Genomic DNA, 3,717 nt, shown 5'->3' with positions numbered 1-3,717 from the left:
GTTTCGTTAGAGAAGCCGGTTGAGTCGAGTGAAAAGTTTGATCTTGTGAACTCGGATGGTTGGGTAGCTGTCGTGTCACTCTACGGTTCACCATTCTGGATGGAGACTAAGCCACGCACTGCCTATGCCCTGTCTGCACAGTTTGAGAAAAAGAATGCCCGGCTAACAGTGATTGTGGAGAACCCCGGTGATGTGCCGGTACCTCTCACATGGACTTTCGAGGGGATTAAAGGCAAAGGCGCGGGGGCATCCTATTCTATCCCGGATGTGAAGCTGATCGGCGGTAGGTTTAACCGTGTTATTGACACTAGGCAGCGCCTGTTGACTACTCCTATGGTGCGTAACGATGAGAGTGTGGAGGTTTCCTCTGATAGGGATCGGCCTCCGATCATGTCGAGCAAGGGCAAAGAACGGTCTAGGGAGTTGCTCACGTTGAGCCATGGTACCTACCTGCGTAACAAGCTCCCAGAGTACACACAAGAAATACCCTTGGGTGTGTCCTACCAGAAAAGCGGGGGGCTTAACATTCCACCGAAAACCATTAAATGTGAGTGGACTCCGATGTATTACGGGGCATGGTAATGACGATTCAAGACCAGCTACGCGAGCTTAAAGACCTCCAATCAACGCCACCCACAATACGGTTGTGGAATGGGAATATGGAGTTCATCTGTGGCGTAGACGACGACGTTAAAACCCAATTCGACTACCTGTGCAACGACACGGGGGTGGGAACGATCACTCTGCGGCAAGGCTCCTATGCTTTCTCTGCAGTCTGTGATGAACTGTATTCCGGTCGGTATGAGGCGCTGATCGTGACTGTTGACCCTTATGGCCAGCCCGCGGATTGCAGATGGTCTGGCATGCTCGACAATTACGAATTGTCTGTCGGCGCTGAGGGCATGACAGAGCTGAAACTCACCTTCCTCAACGACTTCGAATACATTAAACGCACCATCGTCCCCAACCTCTCCGTGCTACCCACTTTCTGGCCGTTCCAGCCGCAAAAGAAGTGGATCGCCGGGGCATCCTCATGGCTCGTAGCCTTTTGCTGTGGCCTAGGAATGTTTGCCGGGTTCTCCGGTTATTCGAACGTATGGCAACGCTTCAAGACACTGTTCAGCCCTGAACGAGGACACATGAACGCGTATTCGGTGATTGAGGGGCTGACACAGTTCATTTTTAGGGAGCAACGCGACTACTACATTCAAGCACCAACATTTATTGAGTCCCTTTCGACGGGTGCCAGGTGGCGTGAAGTGGAGGGTGATTACTCCAGTATTTATGAGATGGTGAAGGACATTATCAACTTCGATAATGTTGTTGTCCAGGTTTACCGGCATCTCGAAGGCGACGAAACCATAGGCCGCACACACAACATCAAACATGGCTGCATTGTCGTCAAGGTTGACCGTAAGCTACTCCCGTCCCGGTCGATTCAGATGAACGGCCTTGTCACTGACACGGGTAACGCTGAGGGTTCAGGCCTTGTCTCCAACATTTTTGGCTCCCTCTGGTTTACCAGCCGTGAAGTCATTGAAGGCGTGTTAGGTCTTTTCCTGATTCATCCGAATGATGATGTGGTGACGGTGCAACTGTCGCATAACTACACGGGCGCATTCGACGGGTCGCTGGAACGCCTAGGGGATGTGAAAACCTACCCGAGTGTTGTTTTCGAGTCCCACATGGACACTCAAGAAGTGACCGCCCTGAAACTGTCTCAGAGTACCCCTAAAAGCGTGAGTGTCTTTACTAAGGGCAAAGTAGGGAGTGTTTTAAACCTCTTCTATGCCTTCCTGCGGCTCGTTTACGACACCATTGGGCAGTTAGTCTTCCTCATCCCCTTAGGCTCTCTCATCGTTGATCTGATCGAGCCTGTACTGCAGCGGATCAGTAACCCGCGTCCCCGCTGGAATTTTACTGACCGCAAATACTATTACAGCCCGACCCTGTACCCGACCGCCTTCCAACCCTTGGACGGCATGCTATTCGGTGTCCAGCAAGCCAGTAACAGGCGTAAAGCCTACATGGATACCTCCGAGGCGTCCTCCCATGATTTCAACGTTAGTAACAGCCCCTTCGTCCCCTTCTGGCATTTCGGATTGGGCACGTCTGTCGGCTGCGAAATCGTCCTTGAGAGGCGGGCGGAATCTAACCGCCTCATTGACGGGCATTTGTGGCTTGGTAGGGTGTCATCGATTAAGGTGGCGACCCCGGCGAAGGGGAAAAGCATCTACCAGGTGAGCGTGAAAACTGACTCATCTAAGCGCGGTAGGGACTTTAACGCCATGATGGTTAATCAAGTGAATATCATGACTCGCGCTTTGAAGCGTGCCTTGCTGCTCTAAGGAGGAACATTGTTTAACGGTACCCACCAGTCACAGTGCGATATGCAGCATCCGCAGGAAATGATGCTATGGGCGCTTAATTCCCCGATCCCTGAGTTCAACAGTGATGGTTTCCCTGTCTTTGATGAACAGACCGCCCGTATGATTTCCGTGCATCTTTACCAGTGCGGATTTAGGTATATGCCGGGGGAGCAGAACCGCCTGCAGTCTGTCGCGGATGACGGGTCGATCGTGTGGACTGATAATAAGCCGCTGAATCCTGAGAATCATAAGAAAAATATTGAAAACGTTGTGAAGGCTGCTAAACAGCAAGGCAACGATGAACTCTTGAATATTCTCGCAGGTAAACTCGCTGGACTAGCCAACGATATTACCGCTGAACTGGACAAAAACTAGGGGCTCTCCCCTTAGTTCATGCTAAAATAGTCTTATAAATTAACTAAGTTTTTGGATAAGAGGAAAGGGCTGGATATGACCACTCCCGCACCGGTGAATGACAATAACGAGCTTGAGGCGCCTGATTTTCGTGAGATCGTCGCAAAGATGACTGAGTTCGCGGGCGCTGCCCAGCGTATCCTGCAGCGAGTCTCGAATGAGTGCTTCGATTCTGAAGGAAAACTTGATACTACGCGCCTGTTGATGCTGATCCCCTCAGTGCTTGCTGAACTGAAGAAGTAGAGTCGCAGGTTAGCAGATGAAGAAGGGCCGTTGCACCACTTTCGCGCAGGAGGTGCAACGTCCCCACTTTTGTATGGAGGTGAAAAATGGATCCAACCTCGTCCGCAGCACTCGGCATCTCAGGCATCATCCTGCTAGCGATTGTTGCCCTGATTTGTGGTGAGGCGATTTTCTCAAACATGAGAGCGCGTGAATTCGGCCGTAAGAATTGGTCGCAGATCGTCGATAACCTGCAGGAACAGTTAGACAACCAGTTAAATACGATTAAAGAGCTTGAGGAAAATAATGGGAGTTTATCCCAAAAAGTTACTGCTTTAGAAGCCTCGGATAAGGCCAGAGACAACGAAATTAACCGTTTAAAAACCCTCGTAGATACACAGAATACACAGATCGTCAAACTTTCAAACCTACTGAATAAAGCCCTTAAGCATATTAAAGCATTCATTGATTGCGTCCTGCCAGACGGTGATTCTCGGGGCTACTGGCCATATTGTGGCGGAGCATGATCTAGCCGGCGAACTCCGCACCACAGTGAACGGTACAGACGACATTAGCCAGGTTACTCCGGTACTGAACAAGCGGATTCCGGGTAGCCATTACTGCACCGTGCGGATGCCGAACGACCCTCCCACCCCGGAGCAGCGGCGGAAGATGGCAGCTGACTTCCGCACCAGTATTGACCGTGGGAAAG

At 51.0% G+C, this 3,717-nt stretch carries 5 protein-coding genes and 1 pseudogene; all 6 read left to right on the top strand.

The features are described 5' to 3' along the window. The coding region (locus tag QZV76_RS07290) for a hypothetical protein (RefSeq protein ID WP_290599359.1) at positions 1-582 on the top strand (582 nt) is incomplete at its 5' end. After that, on the top strand, positions 582-2,348 hold the full coding sequence (locus tag QZV76_RS07285; protein WP_290599358.1) for a hypothetical protein: 1,767 nt from the start codon (positions 582-584) through the stop codon (positions 2,346-2,348). The genes QZV76_RS07290 and QZV76_RS07285, both read left to right, overlap by 1 nt. Before the next feature lie 9 nt (positions 2,349-2,357). Then, positions 2,358-2,744 (top strand): DUF2744 domain-containing protein, encoded by a 387-nt coding sequence (locus tag QZV76_RS07280; protein WP_290599357.1) that lies wholly within the window; start codon positions 2,358-2,360, stop codon positions 2,742-2,744. A 75-nt stretch (positions 2,745-2,819) separates the two neighbouring features. Then, positions 2,820-3,026: a hypothetical protein gene (locus QZV76_RS07275; RefSeq protein ID WP_290599355.1), complete on the top strand. Its 207-nt coding sequence runs from the start codon at positions 2,820-2,822 to the stop codon at positions 3,024-3,026. 86 nt (positions 3,027-3,112) lie between these two features. Beyond that, a complete protein-coding gene (locus tag QZV76_RS07270; RefSeq protein WP_290599354.1) occupies positions 3,113-3,532 on the top strand; it encodes a hypothetical protein in 420 nt (139 codons plus the stop codon). Further along, positions 3,519-3,717, top strand: a pseudogene (locus tag QZV76_RS07265) (hypothetical protein); the annotation flags it as partial. The gene QZV76_RS07270 and the pseudogene QZV76_RS07265, both read left to right, overlap by 14 nt.

It is taken from the genome of Lawsonella sp. (assembly GCF_011525565.1).
In the GTDB taxonomy this organism is placed as follows: Bacteria; Actinomycetota; Actinomycetes; order Mycobacteriales; family Mycobacteriaceae; genus Lawsonella; species Lawsonella clevelandensis_A.
This window is presented reverse-complemented; position numbering and strand designations above follow the sequence as displayed.

What these genes read in the sequence shown, in the direction of transcription:
- QZV76_RS07285 (WP_290599358.1), top strand. Translation starts at nt 582, where the DNA reads ATGACGATTCAAGACCAGCTACGCGAGCTTAAAGACCTCCAATCAACG.
- QZV76_RS07275 (WP_290599355.1), top strand. Translation starts at nt 2,820, where the DNA reads ATGACCACTCCCGCACCGGTGAATGACAATAACGAGCTTGAGGCGCCT.
- QZV76_RS07270 (WP_290599354.1), top strand. Translation starts at nt 3,113, where the DNA reads ATGGATCCAACCTCGTCCGCAGCACTCGGCATCTCAGGCATCATCCTG.